Source organism: Paenibacillus sp. FSL M7-0802 (assembly GCF_038004945.1).
In the GTDB taxonomy this organism is placed as follows: domain Bacteria; phylum Bacillota; class Bacilli; order Paenibacillales; family Paenibacillaceae; genus Paenibacillus; species Paenibacillus polymyxa_B.
Genome location: NZ_JBBOSD010000001.1, coordinates 3,844,139 through 3,866,256, shown reverse-complemented (window position 1 = coordinate 3,866,256; position 22,118 = coordinate 3,844,139). Strand labels below are relative to the sequence as shown.

The window sequence follows — 22,118 nt, the reverse complement described above, 5'->3', positions numbered from 1 at the left end:
AATTTTTTATGCTTCAATTTGTGTTGATTTTATGAACGATAAAGATGGCTTGAATTTACTTCTTGGAAGATTTAGTTGATTTTGCTGACTGGACGGCTGCTATTTTTTTGACGCTTTTGGAATCAAAAGCGAAGCGGATCGTATAGTCATGATCGTAGTTATACGCAGGGACAGTAACATGAATTTTAGAGATTAGCGGGCTGTTCACACTCGTAATTGGAAATTGTACGATGCGGGTATCGGTTTTGGCATCCTTATGGATGACCTTTGTATCGATGATTTTGCCTTTGTAATCTACTTTAAACCCAGTTGTCCATTCGCTATGATTCAGCTTAATTTGCATGGTCATTTGACCTTTTTTTACATACAACTTAGCTGGTTTTTCAAAATAATCATTAGCCATGGACACCGAATCATTTTCTGCCTTGAGGATATTGTATTTGAGCGTGTATGTACCATCCGCCAATTTTGGAGAAGCCGCAGCGGCTACTACAGATGACGAAGTTGGCCAAAAGCTCAGCACACTCACCAGCAGAAACACAGCAATAATTGCAGAATACCCCTTCTTCATTATGACAGCAGTCCCTCCCCACGAGAATTTAAGTAATTGATTATCATTCTCAATTGATAATTAAAAAAAATAGCTCTTTTTGAGCCGTGTCTTCCCACCTTTCTATTCCAGAATTTCGCAAAATAAAGTAAACCCATCACCAATATATCTTACACTTTTCGAAAATGTCAATATGTATTTGCATGTACATAACCCCTTGATATATGCTATTTTTTAAGAAAAATTTGTAGTTCCTTCTTCTTTAATTCGTATATATCCCTTTTATTTTTAGTTCAAAATTTATTTAAAAATTTTCTTTTTTCAATTGACATTCCCCAGTGATATTCATTATCATTCTCTTATACATAAATGAAAATGATTATCATTATTGTTTAACTCGAAAATTGCAGGAGGAATAACATGAAATCTTATGTGTTGTGGTCGTCCGCAGCGCTTTTATTGGCAGTTACCGGATGTAGTAATGGTGCCTCGACCGCAGATCACAAACCAACCAGTGCATCCGTATCTGCCACTTCTGGCACGACAAGCAGTGCGGCGATTCAAGTTACTGATTTTTCAAAACGGACGTTAGCGTTTCAAAAGGTCCCTCAACATATCATTGCGCTCAGCAATGGCGATCTGGATATCATATACGCATTGGGTGGAAGTGCCGTGGGCAGGCCCAACTCCAATGGACCTGCCGTCGTACCTGCTGCTGAGAACGTCCAGCAAATAGGCTCCACTCATGAAGTCGATCTGGAGAAAATTACGATGCTCAAACCGGATGTCGTGCTAGGCAATTATCCTATGAATGAAAAAGACATTCCAGCCATTGAAGGAGTCGGTTCACAGCTGCTGCTGACAGGAGCCAATTCAGTTCACGATATTCAGTCGCAAATTACGCTGTTCGGGCAATTACTGCAAAAGCAGGCTCAGGCCGTGAAGCTGAACCAGCGAATTGACCAACAAGTAGCTAAGCTGCAAAAGGAAACCGCTTCTGCCTCCAAACCGAAGGTGTTGCTCGTCTACGGAGCCCCGGCTACGTATATGGCGGCACTGCCGAATTCACTGAGTGGAAACATTCTGGAAGCTGCAGGTGGCTCTAACATCGCCGCTGATTTTCCGGGCCTGCAAAATTTCCCGCAATATGCGCAGCTGAACACAGAACGCATCATACAGGCTGACCCTGACTACATCTTCATCATGACCCATGGCAATACGGAAGATGTTAAAGCCGCATTTATAAAAGAAATGCAGGAAAATGCAGCTTGGAACGGAATCCGAGCAGTCAAAAATAATCAGGTCGAGGTTTTACCTTCAGATCTGTTCGGTACGAATCCGGGCACACGTGTCACTAAAGCGCTGGATTTGATGCATCAAAAGCTGTATCCGGCGAAATAGGCGATGGCGATGAACAAACTACAGCGCGCCAGAAGACGCACCATCGCCTGGATTACCCTTCCGATTCTACTGCTGGCCGTCTCTGTGTACGGTCTGGCCTACGGTTCGGTGTCGATTCCACTTCAAGAAATCAATCATGTTTTGCTACATAATGATGAATCTACATATCGCACGATCCTGATGGATCTCCGGCTACCCAGAGTATTAGTAGGTTTACTGGTAGGAGCTTGTCTCGCAGCTTCTGGAGCACTTCTTCAAGGTGTTATGAAAAATCCATTGGCTGACCCTGGCATTATTGGTGTATCGGCTGGAGGTGGACTTGCCGCCGTCATTACGATGGTGATGCTTCCACAGCTCAGCTACCTTCTTCCGATAACCGCCTTTTTGGGAGCCTTTCTGAGCGCAATCGTCATTTATCTACTGGCTTGGGACCGAGGGGCATCGCCTGTTAAAATTGTGCTCGCTGGCGTTGCGATCAACGCGCTGCTGGGCGCACTCACCAACGGCGTAATGGTCATGTATAGCGACCGCGTACAGGCCGTTCTTCCTTGGCTATCCGGCGGATTAAACGGAAGAAGCTGGCATCATCTAGAGTTCATGGCGCCTTACGCCATCATTGGATTAATCGCCTCTTTCTTTGCGATTAAACCTGCTAATTTACTGCTGCTGGGCGACGATTCAGCACAGCTGCTTGGTCAGCGAGTAGAGCTTCAACGTATGCTCATTATCCTGCTTTCTGCCCTGCTTGCCGGTACAGCGGTCAGTGTAGCCGGGCTAATCGGCTTTGTAGGGCTGGTCGTTCCCCATGTCATACGGCTGCTAATCGGGGAAGATTATCGTTTCCTCCTCCCCCTTTCCATTGTAGGCGGTGGAACGCTAGTTGTTCTCGCAGATACGGTGGCACGATCCTGGTTTGACCCGATTGAACTGCCTGTAGGTATTTTGTTGGCCGTCATCGGGGCACCGTTCTTCTTAATCCTGCTCAAGAAACGGGGGAATTTCGGATGACAGCCATTCAGAGTGAGCATATCTCCTTACAACGTGGGCATTTCCAGCTGGATGATGTGAATATCACCTTGCCCGCTGGTCAGCTCACCGCGATCGTCGGACCGAACGGTTCAGGCAAGTCCACGCTTTTGCGGATTATGACCCGGCTGCTCAAGCAGGATCAGGGTCAGGTTTCCGTCCTCGGCAAGCCCGTGCAGGAATACAAGCGGCGTGATTTTGCCCAGACGATTACAATGCTACCGCAAATGAAGGATATGCTGCCGTTATTGACGGTCCGCGAGCTGGTCGCTTACGGAAGATCTCCTCATGCCAAGGGCTTGAGGGTACGCCATACCGGACAGGACCAGCAAATCGTGGACCATGTCATGAAGATCACGGGCATCCAGCCCTATGCAGATCGGATGTTCCATACTCTATCGGGAGGTGAACAACAAAAAGCACGAATTGCAATGGCCTTGGCCCAACAAACGGATATTCTTTTGCTCGATGAACCGACCACTTTTCTGGATATCGCCCACCAATTTGAAGTTATGGATATGCTGCGGCGTATCAATCACGAGTCCGGCTTGACGATTGTTATGGTACTGCATGATTTGCAGCAAGCTGCGGCCTATTGTCATCATATGATTGCGCTTAAAAAGGGACGAATCGCCGTTGCCGGCGAACCCCGTGAGATTTTGACGTCTGCTTTTCTTCGCGACATTTATGAAATGAACGCTACCATCAAATTTGAGAATGGCTATCCGGTTATTATACCGACCATACCACATCATTCAGGAGGAATTTAATATGGTTATCGTTACAAATACATCTAAAATCACACCGGGCAATGCACATCTACTCATCGAAAGATTTAACAAAGAAGGAAAAGTTGAAAAAATGGAAGGTTTTCTCGGTCTGGAAGTGCTGCTGACTGAAAACACGAAGGATTATGAGGAAGTAACGATCAGTACACGCTGGAAAGAAAAGGAGAACTTCCAAGGCTGGACGAAAAGCGAAGCATTCCGCGAATCCCATAGCCACCGTCAAATTCCGGACTATATTATTGAAAATAAAATCACGTTCTATGAAGTTAAAATCGTTCGTCATCCCATCGCCAACAGCGATTCCTCTTTGGCGAGTGATACGGAAGCAGTTTAATCCTGCATCACAGCCTAAAAACAAAAAAAGCGACTCCGCAGACAATATCAATTGTCCGCAGAGTCGCTTTTTCTATAAGGATTATGTCGAATTCCTCAGATTGTAGTTGAGCAGCGACGTCCAATTTTCAGCGTCTCTCCGTGCCCCAGAACATGAATGCGTTCCTTCGCAATACCCCTACGCTCACGCTCCGCTTCGAGCCGATCCAGCGCCTCTCTTGGCGTATCATCCGCTAGCTTGAAGGCTCCGTAGTGCATCGGAATCATCTGATCTGCGCCGCAATCTACAAACCCTTGCAATGCCTCCTCCGGTGTCACATGCTGCGAGGTCATGAACCATTCCGGTTCATACGCACCAATCGGCATAAAGGTCAGGTCAATGGCAAAGCGCTCGCCAATCTCCTTAAACCCACGAAAATATCCAGTGTCTCCCACAAAATACAACGTCGGTGTATGCTCTGAATCTGTATTCGAATGAGGATGAGGTTCCGTGACGGACGTGGCAGAGCCAATCACCTGCTGCTCATTTTGCAGAACGTATCCCCCCCAATGCGAAGTGTTCGTATCAAACGGCGTGCGTCGTGTCCAATGCTGGGCTGGAACAAACGTAAATCGTACCCCTCCTACCGTAAAATGCTCCCACCATTGCAGCTCATGACAGTTACGAAAACCTTTGCGGATCATTTTCGCCTTTAACCCCGTGGGTACGAGCATCAGCGTATCTGCACGATATAATTTCCGCAACGATTCTAAATGTAAATGATCATAATGTGAATGAGACAGCAGAATGATGTCCAGTGGTGGTACATCCTGAATACGAATGCCGGGCGGAGCCAACCTTTTATCAAGAGCCATACGCTCTGCCCATACCGGATCGGTGACGATATTCAGCCCAAGATACTGGATGAAAAAGGTGGAATGTCCCACCCAGGTGGCTGTCGCCATCTCCCGATTGCTATGCAGGAACTCCAGCTCCGGGGGATGGTTTGGCACAACGAACGTATAATCCTTTATTTTGCTGCGTCGCTCCTGCCGCCATTGTCTGAATTGCTTAATTGTTTTATCGGTATTTACATGATCCATATTGTTAAAACGAACTTTGGGCATGATGCAGCTCCCTCCCTGATGAACCCGTTCTCCAAAAAACGCAGCGGTTCAATTTAACTATATATTGTCACTCGAGTGTGAACATAAAATGATGCAATGTCCTGATATATGTAAAGTATAATTCAATCACGTCTGTAAAGGAAATTCTGCGATAATACAGCAAAAACAGACCTCCCGAATCAATCAGGAAGGCCTGTTCCACCTGTTGTTGTCAGTCTTGTGGATTTTTAAAGCGTGCCGAATAAATAAACAAAAACACAATCGCCACGACAATAATGATAGGTGACTCGTACATAATCGTAAAATGCTCGAAAGCAGCCACTCTAACTCACCCTTTCTTCCCTTCATGTCCGCGCACATATTTTGCATCGAACAGAAACAATCTTAATATCAGGATCAGCGAAGGGATCAGCACCAGCAGACCCGCAACAAACGCCGTAATCAATGCATACGCCATCGTAGAATTTGTAAAGCTGTCGTAGACATTAATGTAGGGATACAGAACATACGGGAGATGCGAGCGGCCGTAGCCATACCAGGCAAATGCAAATTGCAGCATCACCAATATGAATGAAACCCCTAGATGCCGCCGCTGCCATACCAGATAAACTGCTCCTGCAAAGCATATGAAGGATGCAACAAACATCCAGGCTATGTTCAGCATATTGGTAAAATGATCTGGATTTTGTTTGTTAATCTGAAAAAATGCGAGCAGACTCGCCAAAATCGTAGGAGCACTCCAGAGCAAGGCGTACCCTCGTACGATTTCGAAAGCAACCTTGTCCCCTGCCCTTTTGGCATAAAAGGACAAAAACATCGCCGAGATATACAATACACTCACCAGCGCCAGAATAATAACCGCCCACGTGTAGGGGTTGCTTAATAGCTGGCCCCATTGCAGATGAACACCTGTGCTGTTTTCTACAATAATGCCGCCTTCCGAAATGGCGAGAACCGTGGATAGCGCCGCCGGAATCAGCAACCCTGTCGCACCGTATAACGCCATGTAGACGATATTATTTTTACCGGAATGCCCATACGTATTGTATGCATAATACACTCCTCGGATGGCAAGAAGCACAATCGCAATACTGCCGGGAACGAGTAACGCCGTACCATAGTAATATGCCGCATCCGGGAAGAACCCGTTTAATCCCACCACAAAAAAGATGAGAAATACGTTTGTTACCTCCCACACCGGGGACAGATACCGTTGAATGATATTGTGGATTTTGTTCTGGTGGCCTGTTAACACACTGTAAAAGCTGAAAAACCCTGCACCAAAATCAATGGATGCCACAAGCAAATATCCGAACAGGAACGTCCACAAAATGGCGATACCTACAATCTCATAGCTCACTTGCCTTCAGCCCCTTCCAGGCCCAGCTGCCTTATCTCTTCTACCGCATCCTTATTGCGGAATAGCTTGCTGAGTACCTTAATGGCCGAGAAACACAACACCAGATACAAAATAACAAACAGCACCAGCATCCACCCGACACTCGTAGAAGTGGTCGCTGCTTCGGAGACTTTCATATATCCGCGTAAAATCCACGGCTGTCTACCGACCTCCGCAAACATCCATCCGAGCTCAATAGCTACCATCGCCATCGGCCCCACCAGAATGAGCGCCAACAGCAGCCATCTGGGGTATGGTTTGCGACCTGGCAAACGCTTGCGGATCAGATATAGCAGCGGAATGACGAGAATCAGCACCCCTGTGGTGATTTTGAGGTCAAACATATAATGGATAGACAGTGGCGGACGCTGATCTACGGGATAATCATTTAAGCCCTTGACCTCCGTACTGGGCAGGTTCCCGGCCAACACACTAAGTGCATAAGGCACTTTCAGCGCATACTTGATTTCACCGTTCTTATCCATATATCCGCCATATACGAAGGGCGCGTGCGTCATCGTATCAAAATGCCATTCGGCGGCGGCCAGCTTCTCTGGCTGATATTTGGCCAGAAATTTACCGGATGCATCTCCAATCATCACGGTACTGATGGCAAACACAATGGTACAGGTGGCAGTCAGCTTCAGCGCCTTTTTGAAATAAGGGTGATTACGTCCCCTCAGCATGCTGTAAGCCGCCAGTCCCATCAGCACCCCAGCGCTCAATGTATACGAAGAAGCCAGTACATGAGAAACTTTAGTCGGGGTAGCCGGATTTAGCATGGCCTGGATGGGATGAATATCAGTCATGACTCCATTTTTGAGTGTAAAGCCTTGAGGTTGGTTCATGAACGAGTTCACAGTCGTAATAAAAACCGCTGATGCAGATGAGGCAATCGCTACCGGGATGAGCAGCATCAGGTGAAAATATTTGCTTTTAAACCGATCCCAGGTATACAAGTAGATGCCCAGGAATATAGCTTCGATGAAAAAAGCAAACGTCTCCAAAAACAGAGGTAGCGCAATCGCTTGTCCAGCCACCCGCATAAAGGTGGGCCAAAGCAAGCTGAGCTGTAGACCAATGGAGGTGCCTGTAACGACACCCACGGCAACGGTAATGACAAACCCTCGCGCCCACCGTCGGGCCAGCAGTGTATAATGCGGATCACCGGTTCGCAGCCCACGCCATTCTGCTAGTGCAATCATTAAGGGTACGCCAACGCCGATGGATGCAAATACGATATGAACAAACAGGGTAATTCCGGTCAGCATCCGGCTTAGCAATACAGGGTCCAGTGAAGACAAATGGGTTTCACTCCTTTATTTCACATTTTAAACATCGCGGATCACTCTGGATTACCAACTAAGGAGTCAAGCGAGCTATGCTTTTAATTACGGCATATAGCATAATGGCCGCAATTACTATACATACAATAATGAGCGTTCTTTCCTGCTTGCGGAACATAGGAACGCCTCCTTCACTTATCTATTGGCGCATTTTGGTAACCTATTCACAGTTTGGTTCATTCTTCCGAGTTTTAACCCTGCTTCTGTATTGAAAGTAGCCGTATTTCTTTTCAGATATTGTCTTATGCATTTCAATACGTTATATTGATATATAGTTAGATAACCTAATTATATGAAAAGGGTGAACTTATGCCACCAAAACAAAGTAAGCGGGACACCGTCCAGCAACCCCTTCCCCGTCTGGGTCCAGAACCTTATCTGGAGTTAATGGATCAAACTGCCCTTGCAGGAACGGACCGACAACTTGCCCGCATTGGTCTCTTCTTGCTGTGGACGGGTGATAACGTGCTGGACGCGATCGATCTAGATCTATCTGCCTACGGCCTCACAGAGAGTAAGCTAGATCTGTTGTTGCTGTTGACACTACACCAATCTCAGGCTCAGATGAGCCCCTCTATGATTGCCGACCGTCTGGGAATCCGTCGTGCATCTGTTACATCAATCTTGGACTGGACAGAGCAACGAGGATGGATTATCAGAGAACATAATTCTACAGATCGACGCAAAATTCATGTACGCATTACAGAAGCGGGGACTCATCTTGTACAGCAGGTGCTCCCTGTATTTTGGTCTTCCTGTGCTTCTCTAGCGAGTATTTTGGAGCCAGAGGAGCAGGTCGTTTTTTCGCGGATTATAGAAAAAATCCATCATCATATGGAAGGCAGATTGGGGGTGGGTAGATAAATTTTTTTAAACATATAATTAGGTTGTCTAATATATTTAATTGCGCGTATCAACAAGCTGCTTATTTTATGATCAAGGAGTGTTCAATTGATGAGTAAATTACGAACCAATCATACCGTTATACAGAAAGAAAATGTGGCTCTCCCTTATGCATGGATGACTGTAATCCTATGCTGGTCAGCGGTTGCCGTTATGTCCAGCCTGTATGTGACGATCCCTTTGGTCCCTCTTTTTGCTAAAGTGTTTGGAAAAACGCTTGCTGAAGCAGCCCTGCCGGGCAGTATCTTTTCCTTAGGCTTTGCGGCGGGATGTCTTGTTTATGGTGGATTGTCTGACCGCTTTGGACGAAAGCAGGTTATCGTCACCGGACTGCTCGCATTAACGATTATTTCGTTATCCATCAGCTTAACCAGTCAATATTCTGTATTAGTTACACTGCGCTTGCTTCAGGGTTTAGCTGCGGCCACCTTTTCTCCCGTTGCTCTTGCATACGCTGTCGATATGTTCCCGACCGAAAAACGGGTAACGGCTATCGGCTTTATCAGCACCGGTTTTCTAGTAGCAGGTATCGCTGGTCAGGTATTTAGTATTGTCATTAGCGAGCAAATGGGGTGGAATCCGGTATTTCGGATGCTAGGCATTTTATATGCAATTACCTTCCTAATCGTCCTTTTTTTCCTGCCTAAAACCCCCTCCCCTCAACGAGGTGTTCGCATTTGGTCAGCTTTCAGTCAGTTGGGGGCCGTTCTGCGCTCGTATCCTTTATGGTTAAGCTATACGGTTGCTTTTGTTCTCCTGATGTCCTTTGTGAGCATGTATACGGTTTTGGGTAGCTATCTTGGCGGCCCTGAATTTGGCCTGAATAGCCGACAGATGCTTTATGTCAGATCCGCTGGTATCATCGGCATGCTCCTTTCACCATTCGCCGGAAAGCTAGCCCAGAAATATGGTGTGCACCTTATATTACGTACAGCTCTTATTCTTTCCATTCTGAGTTTGGCGCTGATGGGAATGACACACTCTCTTATGACTATCGTGGTATTGAGTGTATGCTTTGTCAGCGGCATTGCCCTGAGTGTTCCTTCACTCATAGCAATCGTCGGTCAGCTCGGCGGTGCAGCGAGGGCTATAGCTGTCTCACTATATACCTTCATCCTGTTTGCCGGTACAAGTCTAGCTCCTGTGCTTTCCATTCGCTTGATGGATAATGGCGGTAATCAGACAACTACATTTATGCTGCTGGCAGCTGTTCTGTCTCTAGGCTTTATCGCCTCCCTGCTCATTCGCAGCCACCAGAACGATCCGCTGAAGCGGAATGCATAGACAGCATCAAACTATAAACCGAACTTAAAAGCTACCTATAGCGCCACTGCGCAGTCGGATGGTGCTTTTCATCGCGACCGCTACGCTTGTACAGCACCATTCCGCCTACCCCGTTTTCATGTTAATTTTTCGAGTTCGGCTTATATAGCATCCTGTTTTTATTAAAAAAACCTCCATATTTATCAGCCATGTTTACATGAGTTAGTGTGAGATATGTCATTGTTTTTTCCTCAGAAACACGAACTTCTCTTTGGAGACATTCGTAGAATGAGTTACAATACAGATAAGCTATATATGGAGAACTTTTGAACAGGAGGCTGTACTGAGCTATGAAAATAACATCTATCGAGCCAACTCCCAGTCCGAACACCATGATGCTGCATCTGGATGAGCGACTGGAAGCGGGTATCCGCAGAACATATACACGGGACAATGAGCGTTCCGCTCCTCCATTTATCCGGCGCATGCTGGGCATTGAAGGGGTCAAAAGCGTGTTTCACACGACCGACTTTGTAGCCCTTGACCGCAAAGGGAATGCAGACTGGTCCACCATTCTGGGTCAAGTCCGGGATCGGCTAGGCGAGGAAGGCGCTGACGCCAATTGGGATTTGCCAGAGGAAACCTCTGGAGAAGCATTTGGCGAGGCACAGGTCTTTGTGCAATTTTTTCGCGGCATTCCTATGCAAATTCGAGTCAAGACGGGGCAGCAGGAGGAACGAATTTCCTTGTCCGACCGCTTTGTGCAAGCCGTTACCCGTGTAGCGAGTGCAACGCTGATTAAGGAACGCAAGCTGAGTGATTACGGCGTCCGCTATGGTGAACTGCCGGACATTGCACGCGAGGTCGAGCAGGAACTGGAAGCTGCCTTTCCGCAAGAGCGGCTGGAGCAGATTATCCAACAGGCGATTGCCCACGGCGCAAACAACAGCGAATTCGTGGAGGAACGCCGCGAGTGGAGCGATGCCGAGTTGGGGCAGGCCCTGCAGCACGAGGATTGGCGCACACGCTACGCTGCGCTGGATCGGCTGGAACCGACGCCCGAGCATTTGCCGCTTATCCGGCAAGCGCTGCATGACGACAAAATGCAGCTGCGGCGGCTGGGCGTCGTCTATCTGGGCGATATTCGCTCACCGGAGGCGATGGATCTGCTAGCCGAGGCACTGCGCGATCCTTCAGCGGCAGTACGCCGCACCGCAGGCGACACGTTGTCGGACATCGGCGACCCGGTCGCTACCAGCGCAATGATCGGAGCCCTGTCGGATAGCAGCAAGTTGGTGCGCTGGCGGGCGGCACGTTTTTTATACGAGGTTGGAACTGAGGATGCGCGTGATGCGCTGGAGAAGGCCGTCGATGATCCCGAATTCGAGGTTAGTCTACAGGCTAAAATGGCGCTGGAGCGCATCGAATCAGGCGAACAAGCCGCGGGAACAGTTTGGCAGCAGATGGCCAAGCGGAACTCTTAATTTAAGATTCTACGAGTGATTTTCAAAAAATTGTCGATTGTCAGAAGATGTACAGGTACGATATACTGTAGTTCGCTATACAATAAAATATCATGTCATACACCTCATCAACCCTGTTTTATGATGAGGTAGAGGTCGCGGATGTAATCAGTACACCGGAGGAGACGATAAGAGCCGTCTGAGATTCCAGTGGAAAGGTACACCCGCCGAAGTATGCGGAGCTGACTCTTTGTAAATACTCCGAATGCTGGGGCTGCTAACCGAAAGGAGCAGAACTGTCACACGCTGTCCTAACACAGACACGTGTGTTGAGCTATCTTGTTATAGAAGAAGGTATGGTGCGGAATGCATAGACAAGACCGCAGGCGTATTCCCTGCGGTTTTTTGATTTATATACTCCCCCTCCTTCTGGCTCTTGCCCTGACATGAAATACAATTTCATGAAGGAGTGTTTGAACGTGCAACACAAAGCAACACCTGACGCAACCTTGCGTAAAAGTCTCAAAGCCCGCCATATGACGATGATCGCCCTCGGTGGCTCTATCGGAACAGGCCTGTTCCTCGCCAGTGGAGGCGCGGTTGCCGAAGCTGGACCCGGTGGTGCCCTGCTGGCTTATGCAGCAGTTGGTCTCATGGTCTACTTCCTTATGACCAGCCTCGGTGAGTTGGCTACATTTATGCCTGAATCTGGCTCTTTTAACACCTATGCAGGTCGCTTCGTCGATCCGGCTTTTGGTTTCGCCATGGGCTGGAACTTCTGGTACAACTGGGCAGTGACGATTGCTGCCGAATTGGCAGCAGCGACCGTGCTCATCAAATACTGGTTCCCGGAAAGCCACTCTGCCTGGTGGAGCCTGTTATTCCTAGCCGTAATCTTCGCGCTCAACGCGTTGACCGTCAAAGGCTACGGTGAGTCTGAATACTGGTTCGCCATGATTAAAATTGTGACCGTCGTCATCTTTTTGACTGTAGGTGTGCTGATGATCTTTGGCATTATGGGTGGCCCTGCGATCGGCTTTGCCAACTTCACGGTAGGAGACGCCCCGTTCCATGGCGGATTCTTTGCTGTATTGGGCGTATTCATGGCAGCGGGCTTTTCCTTTCAGGGAACGGAGCTGATTGGGGTAGCCGCTGGAGAGAGCGAAAATCCGCGTGAAAATGTGCCGAGCGCCATCCGTCAAATCTTTTGGCGCATCCTGTTCTTTTATATTCTCGCGATTCTCGTGATTGGATTGATCATTCCGTACACTAATCCGAATCTGCTGCGGGGAGACATCAGTGACATCGGGGTCAGCCCGTTCACGCTCGTATTTGAAAAAGCAGGGCTTGCGATTGCTGCTTCTGTTATGAACGCCGTTATTTTGACTTCCGTATTGTCGGCAGGTAACTCGGGTATGTACGCGGCAACTCGGGTACTGTACGCTTTGGCACGGGAAGGTAAAGCCCCGCGTTTCCTCGGACATATCAATAGACGCGGCATTCCTATGAACGCGCTTCTGATCACGACCGCTGTCGGTATGCTGGCCTTTCTCGCCTCTCTGTATGGAGACGGTGTAGTCTATAACTGGCTGCTGAATGCCTCCGGAATGTGTGGATTTATTACGTGGGTCGGGATTGCGGTCAGCCATTATCGTTTCCGTCGTGCCTTTACTGCACAGGGTCACAGTCTAAGTGAGCTGCCATACAAAGCCCGCTGGTTCCCGTTTGGGCCGTTGTTCGCCTTCGCTCTGTGTATCATTGTCATTATCGGGCAAGGGGCGGATGCCTTCACCGGACAGGAGATTGACTGGAAAACGATGATCGCTACGTATATGAGTGTGCCGCTGTTCCTTCTGCTGTGGCTCGGCTACAAATGGATCAAACGTACTAAAATCGTTCCGTTAAAAGAATGTGATTTGAGTCCAGATGCTTCTTCGGATAAATAATAGAAAACAGTAAAAAAAGCCCGTCTCCACATATCAGGGAAAACACGCTGGTAAACCTGGTCCAAGACCGTTTATCCGCATTTTCACCTGTATATGCCCGGAGACGGGCTTTTTCTGTTTATTTGGAGGAAGGTTCCAATGAAGCTGACAAAGACATGGATAAGGCACGACGACTAAAAATACCGTATATAACAGCAATCAGCGTCAGCACTGCAGAAAACAAGTACAAATTAACGATGCCCAGATGATCTGCAATCCAGCCCATTAACAGCAGCGATATACAAAAGGTCAAACTTATCAGTGTGGCCTGGGCAGACAGCACCTTGGGCAAATCATGTACGGACACACTCATTTGCATCATCGTGCGGCGGGATACGACGGACATTTCCGCAGGTAGTCCCATCAACAACACGATAAGCAGTGTCAGCGGCGGTAATGTGTTCAGTGCATACCACGCTGTCAGCAGCCCGTAGCCTACCATCCCCGCCAGCATGGCGGGCAGCAGTCTACGCTGCAAATGCTTGACGCAGGCGAGGACAACGATGCCGCCGCCAATCGCTCCTGCAAAATACGCTGCATTGATGTATCCCCACCATGCCTCGCTCTTGTGCAAAACCTGCTGAGCGAAAGCAAGCGTGAACGCGCCTACCCAAACCGAACCCCCTAGAAGGTCAATCATATCCATAAAAATAAGAGCTTTCAGTCTGCGACTGGCTCCGATGAGGCTCCAGCCTTCACGGAGTATTTCCTTTTTACGTTTGGGAGGTAGTGCGGTGCTCTCTGATTCCGGGCCATACAGTGTATCTTCCAACCGTGCAGGAGGCAAGTCATGATGCCCTTGCCCGGACTCAGTTACAGCTTCGGAAACTGAGACATCTCCACCTCGCACCCTTGTTCCAGGTTGCAGCAAATAATGGGCTTTGCCCTCTAGTGGATCTCGAATCAGGCTGGTGAAGATCATTGCTACCATATACAGCCCGCCAGCCACCAGTAGTGTTTTTTCCGAGCCTAGCATGGCTACGAGCACACCACTAAGCCCCCATCCCGCTAATTGCACCGTCTGGTCGCTGACCGATACCAGACTGTTTGCCCGCATGAGTCCTTCCCCAGACGCAAGGCGGGGAATCAGCGCATTACGCGCAGGCGTGGTCCATCCGTCCAGAAAGGACATGGCTGCCACCAACGTAAACACCATCACCCATATCGGCTCCGTACCCGCTGACCACAAGTGGCCCAGCAGAACAGCAAAGAAAGCCAATTGCCCGAACTGAGAAACGAATAAAATAAAAGGAAGCTGGAATCGGACCAAAATGAGCGGTGCTAAAAAGCCGCTGATCATCTGTGCCCCCATTCGCAGCAACGGGACGAGTACCGAAGAGAAGATCGAGTCCGTTTCATGAAAAACCAGAGACACAAGTGCCATAATGTAAAGAATGTCGGCCGCATTGGACATAGTCTGCGTGCCAAGCAAGTAGGTAAAGGAACGCTTGTGCATATAAATAGAATACTCCTTTGTTAATGTAGCTTTTTACAGCAAGATGATTAGGTCCATTTCAGGGTTACACGAAGATTGCCGGTACTTCCTAGATCCGTAATCTGATAGGAAATGGATTTTAAACCGAGTTGATATAAGGATTGTAAATCCTCCTTGAGACTTCGCTCCGTTCCCTGATAGGCAAAGGTAAGTGTCGTCCCTCCCTTATTTACAATCTTACGCACCTGTTCCTTAATGTCGGCGGATGTTTTAACCAGACCCTTGCCGTCTTGCAGCGGATATTCGAGGGTATTGTACAGTTTTTGATACACAGCAGCCTTTGATCCTCCGGTAGCTACCAGTGCTGATAAGGTTTCCCGATACGATGTATTCGCCTGAGGATACGGCTTAACCCATGAGTGATCCCGTCGCATTTCGGTATCCGTCAACAGATAATATGAAGTGCTTACCTCGTTCGCGCGATCCGGGGTTGGATCATCCCATGTCGTATCCATGTGATACCATCGACCATCTAATAAAACAAGATTCCAGGCATGCAGCTGGCCCCCTGCTCTTCCTTCCACAATCCGGTTCGTAATGCCTGCACGTTCCAGCATTTTATAGGCCAGCAGTGAATAACCCTGACAGACCGTGCTTCCCGTTTTCAGGCCATCATAGGCTGTGTACTTTTGTTGTGCTTCATCATACTTCAGGCGAACGACGATCCAATCATGAATGGCCTTTACCTTCTCATGATCCGTCATTCCCTTCGTAATAATATCCCCCAGCACTGCTTTAACTGTGCTATCCACATATGCTGTCTGTTCCTTCGTCTCCCGGTAGCTTAAACGAATCGTAACCTGAGCGGAGGTCGTTGTGCCTGTATAGCTGAATGCGTAGCTTTTGATCGTATAATTCACATACGGATCACTCTCCATGGCCTGTTGGATGGCCGTCTGTAATTGTTGCTTGAGACCGTTCACTCGCCCTTGATATGTAAAGGTCAGCGTTTCACTCCGCGTAGCCATTGCCTGTAAAAGCTTGTTCTGAAGCTGCTGCGATGATACGGATGGAGCCGGCTTGGTCGATGCCGCATACACATTGCTGCCCCACTCCACAGCCTGCGGCAGCAACACAGCCAGCGCTGCACCCGCAACCAGACATTTTACAAGCCTAACCCCGATTTTTCTGTTCATACAGAGCGTTCCTGCCCTTCTTAGCATAGTTGTAAACAGCTATATCTTACCATAAAAACAGTTGCCCCAAACGCTCTAGTTTTGTCGGTTGCAGACGAGTAAGGGAGCAGTTCAAGACAGGGTGTGACATTATACTCGCCTATATAACAGATGGGACAATGAGCAGACTTGTCGTTCGCAGAGAGTTTTATCACAGCAATCTAGGTTTCCTCATGATATGGTACTGGCATCGGAAGTAAATGATATTGATTCTCATTCTAGATCAGAAAGGCTGAGCACCATGCCAGAATGTATCTCACTCCTTCGTACGCCACTGGGTCAGACTGTGCGTTTGCAATCTCTTGCCCCTCTTCATCCCTCATTGCGCCGCCGCTTAACAGATATGGGTATCAACGAAGGTTCCATCATACGATTAAAGAAAATCAGTTTATTGGGCGGTCCTATCGTCATTGAATGCAACGGCCAGCTGGTTGGCCTCCGTCAAAATCAAGTGAAGCAACTGGAGGTTGTTCCAACATGGACATGATCGCTCTATTCGGTAATCCCAACACAGGAAAAACCTCATTATTCAACAAGCTGACTCGTACGTATGCAGAAGTAGGAAACTGGTCCGGCGTCACAGTGGAAAAGAAAACAGGAATCCTGCGTGACAAGTCCGCCGTATTGGTGGATTTGCCGGGCGCCTATTCTTTACTCCCTCTTTCGCTGGATGAAGGTGTCGCAACCCGATATTTGCTGGAAGAACCACCTACGGCCCTGATCAACATTGTGGATGCCTCCCAGCTCCAGCGTAATCTCTATCTAACCGTACAACTACTGGAGTATGGCCGTCCGCTTGTACTTGGCTTAAACATGACTGACGTAGCCGATGCCACGGGTCTTCGTGTAAACAAGGAATTGTTAGCCGATCAGTTGAACGTTCCCATCATTCCTATGGTGGCGCGTACAGGCAGTGGAAGTAAGCAAATGCTCGCTTCTCTTCGGGAGGTAAGACGTACATCCAATGCTTTTCAATTGGACTACGGCCCTGCCGTTGAAGCTGCTATTACCGATATTTGCGACTTGCTGCCAAATGCACCTGTGCCGCAACTGCGGTGGGCCGCACTGCAATGTCTGGAAGGTAATCCTGTCGTCATGGAATGGATGACGAATGAGGTACAGCGTGAACAAGTAACTGTGCGCATCCACCGTTGCGAGGAAGAACTTCTCGGTGAAGGCCATGCCATCACCCCTGCTCAGCATATTCGTTCTGTACGAACAGCATGGATTGCTGATCTGTGCACCAAGGCACTCGACACCTCCAAACTCAGACCGCACAGCCTGACGGATAGGCTGGATGCACTATTAACTCACCGGTATCTGGGGATTCCGATCTTTTTGCTGCTGATGTACGCTACCTTCAAGTTCACCTTCGATTGGGCGGGTACGATCCTTTCAGATATGCTGGATGGATTTTTTTCAGGGACACTCAGCACTTGGATTTCTGAGTTACTCGTTCACTTGAACGCGTCCGCTTTTACGCAAAGCCTAGTCGTGGACGGCATCGTGGCTGGAGTCGGGGGTGTGCTTGTTTTTCTGCCTCAAATTGCTATTTTATTTCTGATAATTTCAGTGATCGAAGACTCCGGGTATATGGCACGGGTCACGATACTAATGGATCGCCTGATGCAATCCGTTGGCTTGAACGGGAAAAGCTTCATTCCCTTCATCATCGGATTTGGCTGCAATGTCCCTGCGATTATGGCAGCACGCACCATTGAACAGCCCAGAGAACGTCTCATTACAACATTGTTGGTGCCCTTTATGTCATGTTCGGCCCGCCTGCCGGTATATGCGTTGTTTGCGGGTGTGTTTTTCCCAACACATGCGGCAAGCATCATCATGCTGATGTATGTGTTAGGAATCATCGTTTCACTTATACTTGCCAAAATTTTTTCCAAAGTATCCATTTTGTCGGGTGAGCCCTCCCTCTTCATCGTGGAACTTCCTCCCTATCGAGTGCCGCAGGCTCTTACACTATTCCGCAGCACATGGGAGAAGGTCAAAGGCTTCGTCCGTAAAGCCGGAACCATTATCCTTGCAGGTTCCGTTGGCATCTGGCTCTTGTCCAATTTCGGTCCGCAGGGCTTCGGGGCAGACATGGATGACAGCCTGCTTGCCACCGTTGGAGGTTGGTTCGCTCCATTACTGGCCCCTCTCGGTTTTGGCACCTGGCAAGCAGGTGCTTCTCTGCTCACGGGCTTTATGGCCAAGGAAGTTGTCGTATCAACGATGAATATTATTTACCACGTTCCTGATATGCAGGGACTTGAACTACAAGTCAGACAGGCCTTTACACCGCTTGCCTCTTTTAGCTTTATGGTGTTCATTCTGTTGTATGTTCCGTGTCTGGCTACGGTAGCGGTCATTCGTAAAGAAACCCTTTCGTGGCGTTGGACCGCATTTTCTGTGATCTATCCTTTGACCGTCGCATATATCATCGCCGTCTTGATCTATCAATGTGGCAGATTATTAGGTTGGGGTTAAGTCAGGCCCTACAGTAAATAAAAGGAAGTGGATTCCATGATCAATATCATCATTTTATTGGCGATCCTCGGTTATAGTGCGTGGGTGCTGGTACGATTTTTGCGAAAAAGCCGTCAAGGCGCCTGTGCGGGGTGTTCGTCGAGCAAGTCATGTCCTGGCTGTGCCGGGAGTTCTATGAATGAAGATCATGCGAAAATCGAGAAAAGTATTTAATTCAAACTCATCATCACATGAAAAAAAAGCGGCTCCGGGGGTTTCTTACACCCGAAGCCGCTTTTCATTTACGCTCAAAACTCACCGTATTCAGCGATATACTGCCAAATGCTCACTTAGCTCTCGCGTATGCAGGTAAACTTCACGGTACAGTTCGTATAGGCCTTCATACCGTGCCACATGTTCCGGGTTTGGCGAATATCTCGCTGCTTCACGCAAAAAAGCTTCAGCACACGCTTGCAGAGATTCAAACCAGCCACTACCATAAGCAGCCAGCATGGCCGCCCCCAAGGCAGGTCCCTGCTCGCTTTCCAGCTTGATGATATCCGCGTTAAAAATATCTGCCTGCATTTGCAGCCATGCTTCATTACGTGCACCGCCACCGATGGAAATGACTTCGTTCACCGTTTTGCCCGTTCCTCTGAGAATATCAATGGATTCCTTGAGCGAAAACGTAATTCCCTCCAGTACCGCCCGTGTAAAATGCGCAAGCTTATGCCCCGCATCCATCCCGATAAAGCTGCCTCGAATGGTTGCATCTGGATGAGGTGTACGTTCGCCGACGATATAAGGCGTGAACAGCAGCCCTTGGCTGCCCGGCTCAATAGAGTTCACATCTGTCAACAGTGCATCAAAAGAATGCTCTGGTGCAAAGGTATCCTTAAACCAAGTCAAGCTGTATCCGGCCGCGAGCGTAACCCCCATAATATAATAAGCATCCTGCTCACTATGATTAAAAAAATGCGCCCTCCCCTGCACATCAATATCCTTGCGTTCCTCATAAGAAAGTACAACCCCTGAGGTGCCGATACTGCACAGGGTGCGGCCTTCGCTCAAAATGCCGGCGCCAATCGCGCCACATGCGTTGTCCGCACCACCTGCAAAGACCTTCGTTTCAGGCGAAAGCCCGCTCTGCTCCGCAATCTCCGGCAGTAGCGTACCCGTCTGATCAAAGGATTCCACTAGCGGCGGGAACAGCGACAACGGTAGGTCAAACGCGGCAGCGATCTCTTCGCTCCACTGCTTGTTCGCAATATCCAGCAGCAGCGTGCCCGCCGCATCCGAATACTCCGTCGCCAGCTCTCCTGTCAGACAGTAGCGCACATAATCCTTGGGCAGCATAAAATGTGCCGCACGGGCCAGCACGTCTGGCTCATGCTCCTGCACCCACAGCAGCTTGGGCAGCGTGAAGCCTTCCAGCGCGCGATTACGTGCGATGTTCAGCAGCTCCGATCCGAGCTTTTCTTCAATACGACGGCATTGTGCTGTTGTACGCGTGTCATTCCACAGAATAGCCGGACGAAGCACTTGGCCTTCCTTGTCAGTCAGCACAAGCCCGTGCATCTGTCCCGAAAAGCTAATACCGTCCACGGCATCTGTGCCGCCGATTCCGGCCTTCTCCACAAGCTGTTTCAGTGATGCTAACGTGCCACTGACCCAGTCCTCAGGGTGCTGTTCGCTATACCCCGCCTTCGGCTGATGGAGCGGATAAGACTGGGAGGTTTCATAAGACACCTGCCCCTTGCGGTTAACCAGCACCGTTTTGACCGCGCTGGTACCCAAATCTACGCCAATGACATAGCGTTCCTGCTCCTGATTTAGCTTCTCCTGCATTGGAGTCCCTCCTTCCTTGTTATCGTACAGCCGTTGTTTCATCAGGATTTTGCAAAATTCGATACAAGTCGCTCCGAAGTGCAAGATATAGACGAACTAAACCATTTCGATCTATATCTTGTTCATTGAAGTCGCTTATGGGATTTTTGCAAAATCCTAACATATATAAGTTCTGGTATTAGTCAGCTAAAATGTATTGATTTAATGTTGCTTTCAGATATTCCTGACGACCGGATACGTTTTTGCGTGGTGTTTCGTTCGCCAAAGCATATTCAGCAAGAGAAGCAAGCGTTGCTTTTCCGGATACGATGTCTGCTCCAATACCTTCTTTAAAGCTGCTGTAGCGCTTCTCAATAAAGTTTTCAAACACACGATCTTCGATCAGTTTGGCGGCTACCTTCAGTCCCTTCGCATACGTATCCATACCTGCGATGTGCGCAAGGAACAAGTCTTCTGGCTCAAATGATGCTCTGCGCACCTTGGCATCAAAGTTGATACCGCCACGGCCCAAGCCTTCATTTTGCAGCACTTCATACATGGTCAGTGTGGCATCATACAGATCAACCGGGAATTCGTCCGTATCCCAGCCCAGCAGCAAATCTCCCTGATTTGCATCCAGTGATCCCAGCATGCCGTTAATCCGTGCTACACGTACTTCATGATCAAAAGTATGCCCCGCCAAAGTTGCATGATTAGCTTCCAGATTAAGCTTGAAATGCTGATCCAGATCATATTTTTGCAGGAAGGCAATCGTCGTCGCCGCATCAAAATCATACTGATGCTTCGTTGGCTCCTTCGGTTTTGGCTCAATCAGGAACTGAGCGTCAAAGCCGATTTCACGCGCATAGTCTACGGCCATATGGAACATACGTCCCAAATTGTCCTGCTCCAGCTTCAAATCCGTGTTCAGCAGTGTTTCGTAGCCTTCACGGCCTCCCCAGAAAACATAGTTATCCGCGCCCAGACGTTTGCCCACTTCCAACCCTTTTTTAATCTGAGCAGCTGCGTGTGCGTATACATCTGCATTGCAAGTCGACGCAGCTCCATGCAAATAACGTGGATGGCTAAACATATTCGCCGTATTCCACAGCAGTTTTTTCCCCGTAGCTTTCATATGTTCCTCAATCAGATCCACGATGGTATCCAGATTGCTGTAAAATTCCTTCAATGACGCGCCTTCTGGTGCAATATCCACATCGTGGAAAGCAAAATAAGGTAAATTCAGCTTATCCAGCAGCTCAAAGGCAGCTTCCACACGTGCCTTCGCCAAATCCAGCCCGGTAAACTTGGACCATGGACGTTCCGCTGTTTCTACACCAAAAGGATCAGAGCCGCCTGCAACCAGTGTATGCCAATAGGCCATGCTAAAACGCAAATGCTCCTCCATCGTTTTTCCCGCTACAATTTCCTGTGGATTATAAAATTTGAACGCAAAAGGATTGTCGGATTGCTTGCCCTCAAAGTTAATTTTAGATACCTGTTCGAAATAAGCCATTATAAGTTCCTCCTTTATAGTAAACGTTTACAAAAACGATTCTAGCACAGCTAAAAGACTTTGTCTATTGCTTAA

At 48.4% G+C, this 22,118-nt stretch carries 20 protein-coding genes and 1 riboswitch; of the genes, 11 read left to right on the top strand and 9 right to left on the bottom strand.

The features are described 5' to 3' along the window. Positions 1-55: 55 nt before the first annotated feature. Positions 56-571, bottom strand: a complete 516-nt coding sequence (isdC, locus tag MHB54_RS17695; RefSeq protein ID WP_023990293.1) for a heme uptake protein IsdC — start codon at positions 569-571, stop codon at positions 56-58. Positions 572-970: 399 nt separating this feature from the next. Between isdC and MHB54_RS17690 the strand changes: the two genes are divergently transcribed. Genes MHB54_RS17690 through isdG form a run of 4 tightly spaced genes read left to right on the top strand, consistent with a single transcriptional unit; the run spans position 971 to position 4,099 of the window. Further along, complete coding sequence (locus tag MHB54_RS17690) at positions 971-1,951, top strand: ABC transporter substrate-binding protein (RefSeq protein ID WP_340981754.1); 981 nt, start codon at positions 971-973, stop codon at positions 1,949-1,951. A 9-nt stretch (positions 1,952-1,960) separates the two neighbouring features. After that, complete coding sequence (locus tag MHB54_RS17685; RefSeq protein ID WP_250245294.1) at positions 1,961-2,959, top strand: FecCD family ABC transporter permease; 999 nt, start codon at positions 1,961-1,963, stop codon at positions 2,957-2,959. Beyond that, positions 2,956-3,747, top strand: coding sequence for an ABC transporter ATP-binding protein (locus tag MHB54_RS17680; RefSeq protein ID WP_340981752.1), 792 nt, complete (start codon positions 2,956-2,958; stop codon positions 3,745-3,747). The genes MHB54_RS17685 and MHB54_RS17680 overlap by 4 nt, the downstream gene beginning before the upstream one ends. A 1-nt stretch (position 3,748) precedes the next feature. Beyond that, complete coding sequence (gene isdG, locus MHB54_RS17675) at positions 3,749-4,099, top strand: heme oxygenase (protein ID WP_023990297.1); 351 nt, start codon at positions 3,749-3,751, stop codon at positions 4,097-4,099. A gap of 95 nt (positions 4,100-4,194) precedes the next feature. Here isdG and MHB54_RS17670 read toward each other — a convergent pair whose 3' ends face one another. From MHB54_RS17670 to MHB54_RS17660, 4 genes are all read right to left on the bottom strand, one after another. Next, complete coding sequence (locus MHB54_RS17670; protein ID WP_028541835.1) at positions 4,195-5,205, bottom strand: MBL fold metallo-hydrolase; 1,011 nt, start codon at positions 5,203-5,205, stop codon at positions 4,195-4,197. A gap of 211 nt (positions 5,206-5,416) precedes the next feature. After that, on the bottom strand, positions 5,417-5,527 hold the full coding sequence (gene cydS, locus MHB54_RS28750) for a cytochrome bd oxidase small subunit CydS (RefSeq protein WP_007432143.1): 111 nt from the start codon (positions 5,525-5,527) through the stop codon (positions 5,417-5,419). 6 nt (positions 5,528-5,533) lie between these two features. Next, a complete protein-coding gene (locus MHB54_RS17665; RefSeq protein ID WP_023990300.1) occupies positions 5,534-6,565 on the bottom strand; it encodes a cytochrome d ubiquinol oxidase subunit II in 1,032 nt (343 codons plus the stop codon). Beyond that, a complete protein-coding gene (locus MHB54_RS17660) occupies positions 6,562-7,908 on the bottom strand; it encodes a cytochrome ubiquinol oxidase subunit I (RefSeq protein WP_258297508.1) in 1,347 nt (448 codons plus the stop codon). The genes MHB54_RS17665 and MHB54_RS17660 overlap by 4 nt, the downstream gene beginning before the upstream one ends. 351 nt (positions 7,909-8,259) lie before the next feature. On the opposite strand from MHB54_RS17660, the gene MHB54_RS17655 reads away from it, so the two are divergent. The 4 genes from MHB54_RS17655 (at position 8,260) to MHB54_RS17640 (ending at position 13,525) form a co-directional block, all read left to right on the top strand. Then, positions 8,260-8,814, top strand: a complete 555-nt coding sequence (locus MHB54_RS17655) for a MarR family winged helix-turn-helix transcriptional regulator (RefSeq protein WP_023990302.1) — start codon at positions 8,260-8,262, stop codon at positions 8,812-8,814. A gap of 90 nt (positions 8,815-8,904) precedes the next feature. Next, entirely contained in the window at positions 8,905-10,137 is a 1,233-nt protein-coding gene (locus MHB54_RS17650; protein ID WP_340981748.1) for an MFS transporter, read from the top strand. Positions 10,138-10,466: 329 nt separating this feature from the next. Then, positions 10,467-11,600: a virulence factor gene (locus tag MHB54_RS17645; RefSeq protein WP_264454534.1), complete on the top strand. Its 1,134-nt coding sequence runs from the start codon at positions 10,467-10,469 to the stop codon at positions 11,598-11,600. Positions 11,601-11,721: 121 nt separating this feature from the next. Then, positions 11,722-11,924: riboswitch (Lysine riboswitch) on the top strand. A gap of 134 nt (positions 11,925-12,058) precedes the next feature. Continuing rightward, the gene (locus MHB54_RS17640) at positions 12,059-13,525 is read left to right on the top strand and encodes an amino acid permease (protein ID WP_068938245.1); all 1,467 of its coding nucleotides are present in this window, start codon (positions 12,059-12,061) and stop codon (positions 13,523-13,525) included. Between the two features lie 118 nt (positions 13,526-13,643). On the opposite strand, the gene MHB54_RS17635 is transcribed toward MHB54_RS17640, so the two are convergent. Beyond that, positions 13,644-15,020, bottom strand: coding sequence for an MFS transporter (locus tag MHB54_RS17635; protein WP_068938246.1), 1,377 nt, complete (start codon positions 15,018-15,020; stop codon positions 13,644-13,646). 47 nt (positions 15,021-15,067) lie between these two features. Then, complete coding sequence (locus MHB54_RS17630; RefSeq protein WP_053326096.1) at positions 15,068-16,195, bottom strand: transglutaminase domain-containing protein; 1,128 nt, start codon at positions 16,193-16,195, stop codon at positions 15,068-15,070. Positions 16,196-16,412: 217 nt separating this feature from the next. Here MHB54_RS17630 and MHB54_RS17625 point away from each other — a divergent pair, with 217 nt between their 5' ends. The 3 genes from MHB54_RS17625 to MHB54_RS17615 are packed head-to-tail and all read left to right on the top strand — an operon-like array spanning position 16,413 to position 18,934. After that, on the top strand, positions 16,413-16,721 hold the full coding sequence (locus MHB54_RS17625) for a FeoA family protein (protein ID WP_231887529.1): 309 nt from the start codon (positions 16,413-16,415) through the stop codon (positions 16,719-16,721). Beyond that, the gene (gene feoB / locus MHB54_RS17620; RefSeq protein ID WP_068938247.1) at positions 16,712-18,721 is read left to right on the top strand and encodes a ferrous iron transport protein B; all 2,010 of its coding nucleotides are present in this window, start codon (positions 16,712-16,714) and stop codon (positions 18,719-18,721) included. Before MHB54_RS17625 ends, feoB begins: the two co-directional genes overlap by 10 nt. 36 nt (positions 18,722-18,757) lie before the next feature. Next, positions 18,758-18,934: a FeoB-associated Cys-rich membrane protein gene (locus tag MHB54_RS17615; RefSeq protein ID WP_023990309.1), complete on the top strand. Its 177-nt coding sequence runs from the start codon at positions 18,758-18,760 to the stop codon at positions 18,932-18,934. A gap of 90 nt (positions 18,935-19,024) precedes the next feature. On the opposite strand, the gene xylB is transcribed toward MHB54_RS17615, so the two are convergent. After that, positions 19,025-20,548, bottom strand: coding sequence for a xylulokinase (xylB, locus tag MHB54_RS17610; protein ID WP_264454533.1), 1,524 nt, complete (start codon positions 20,546-20,548; stop codon positions 19,025-19,027). Between the two features lie 178 nt (positions 20,549-20,726). Continuing rightward, entirely contained in the window at positions 20,727-22,043 is a 1,317-nt protein-coding gene (xylA, locus tag MHB54_RS17605) for a xylose isomerase (RefSeq protein ID WP_068938249.1), read from the bottom strand. Positions 22,044-22,118: the final 75 nt, after the last annotated feature.